The 1,797-nt window shown below is 36.8% G+C and carries 3 protein-coding genes; 1 reads left to right on the forward strand and 2 read right to left on the reverse strand.

Translation table 11 applies throughout. The features are described from left to right. Together ACFIJP_RS08980 and ACFIJP_RS08985 are read right to left on the reverse strand one after the other, a co-directional pair. A partial coding sequence (locus ACFIJP_RS08980) for a dATP/dGTP diphosphohydrolase domain-containing protein (RefSeq protein ID WP_375627057.1) occupies positions 1-734 on the reverse strand: 734 nt, incomplete at its 3' end. 10 nt (positions 735-744) lie between these two features. Then, the gene (locus ACFIJP_RS08985) at positions 745-1,074 is read right to left on the reverse strand and encodes a hypothetical protein (RefSeq protein ID WP_375627058.1); all 330 of its coding nucleotides are present in this window, start codon (positions 1,072-1,074) and stop codon (positions 745-747) included. Between the two features lie 102 nt (positions 1,075-1,176). Between ACFIJP_RS08985 and ACFIJP_RS08990 the strand changes: the two genes are divergently transcribed. Beyond that, positions 1,177-1,497, forward strand: coding sequence for a helix-turn-helix domain-containing protein (locus ACFIJP_RS08990; protein WP_375612651.1), 321 nt, complete (start codon positions 1,177-1,179; stop codon positions 1,495-1,497). Positions 1,498-1,797: the final 300 nt, after the last annotated feature.

Below are 1,797 nucleotides of genomic sequence, written 5' to 3' on the forward strand. Positions count from 1 at the left end.
CCGTGAAACCTGCTCCAGTGCATGCCATTACGCCAATTGTTTGCTCCGTACTTCTTTGCCCCAAACTCTAAAACTTTACCAATTTCAAGCAGTGCCAACGGCGGTATAAGCTCTACACGAGGCTTACCATCATCATTCTTATGCGCTTCATTTGCATTATGTGAACACATATAAACTCTGTCGCCACCATATTCTTCAGTGCCGCAAACATATGCATTTCCATAAATCTTGGACTTACCATAAACCACGGCATGACCGAACACCTTAGCAGCATCACAAACCTTGGCATAACCACAAACCTTGGCGTTGCCATAAACCTTGGCGTTGCCATAAACATGGATATTATCGTAAACGTAAGCATTACCAAAAACCGCAGCTTCATCACAAACCTTGGCATTGCCAAATACATGCGCATTACCACAAACCTTGGCGTTGCCATAAATCGCAGCTGCTAAAAGAACATTGGCATTCTCATAAACACGGGCATTGTCATAAACATGAGAAAAACCAAGAACCTTGGCATTGCCAAAAACACGTGCATCACCATAAACCCATGCCCTATTCCCAACCCAACAATCACCTTCATGACTTAGGTTGTCTTCTTTCTCTATATAGCCTCCTAAATCACCTGCTTTAACATCACCAAAGTCTCTCAGTGCACGAATGCGGTGAAGTGTTCTGCCATCAAACTCAATTGTTTCATCAGTAAGTTCGTATTTCTTTTCTACAGCCATCATCACCTCCTTAAGGCTGCAAAGTCTCACGCGCGCTATCAACGCCGGAACTTTTTGCAAATGTAGTCATTGGGGGGTGTTGCTCTTGCATTAATCTCTGCAAGCGCTCGGGATAAAAAAAATCTTCTGGACGCAAATCTATCCCATGGTCACGTGCATAGTTCAAAAGCATAATTTGATACTTAGCTGGTATAATTCCGCCTTTACCCTCTCGCTTTTCAAAAGGGTAAGCCCATTTTCTAATTACAATAACATTGCGATTAACGATATTAGCAACTTTTTTATACCCACCTAGATACTCAATTATGAGTTTTGCGGTTTTCGTATATGTTTTTATCATAGCGATAAAAATACGATATCAAAAATATTTAGTCAATACGAAAAACGTATCATTATATTTTTTATATTGTAAGGACTTTAAAAATAAGGAATAAACTTAATTATGATTAGGCAAAAAGAGCTAAAAATTTGGATAAAAAAAGAGCTTGATAAAATGGGACGAGGGAGCCAAGCCAAGCTTGCCGCCCATCTTGGTATAAGAAGACCAGCTATATCCAATATGATTAATCTTAATACAAATAGGGAAATGAGAGATATTAAGGCAGATGAATTAGTTAAAATTATGGAGTTTTTTAAAGATTCTTCACCTATTTCTGGACCTTACTCTGATGATTTTCTTTACTTATATTCACAAGCGAATGATTCTGAAAAGAAGATTGTCGAGGATCTTTTAAAATCTCTGCTCGCAGCAAGAAATTCATAAAAGCTTTTTTTTCACATTCGGTTAATTTATTTAGCATGATGGATAGCTGCTTTTCTTTTATATTTTCTATCATAAGCACCTCATTAACATTAATGATAATAAACAAAATCGAATAGATTTATAAAAATAAAAATACGTTTTTCGTATTTTATCTATTGACACATCGTTACGAAAAACGTATTAATCACTCCATATCTTAGAAAATAACTTTTGCCAATAGGCAGTATGGAGGCATTTGTGAATAAACCAGTGTTTATAAATTCTGATGAAATTCTCTTAGTGATGTGCGAAAATGAAGAG

Source organism: Bartonella sp. MU37NMGALS, from assembly GCF_042194015.1.
Classification (GTDB): Bacteria; Pseudomonadota; Alphaproteobacteria; order Rhizobiales; family Rhizobiaceae; genus Bartonella; species Bartonella grahamii.

What these genes read in the sequence shown, in the direction of transcription:
- ACFIJP_RS08985 (WP_375627058.1), bottom strand. Translation starts at nt 1,074, where the DNA reads ATGATAAAAACATATACGAAAACCGCAAAACTCATAATTGAGTATCTA.
- ACFIJP_RS08990 (WP_375612651.1), top strand. Translation starts at nt 1,177, where the DNA reads ATGATTAGGCAAAAAGAGCTAAAAATTTGGATAAAAAAAGAGCTTGAT.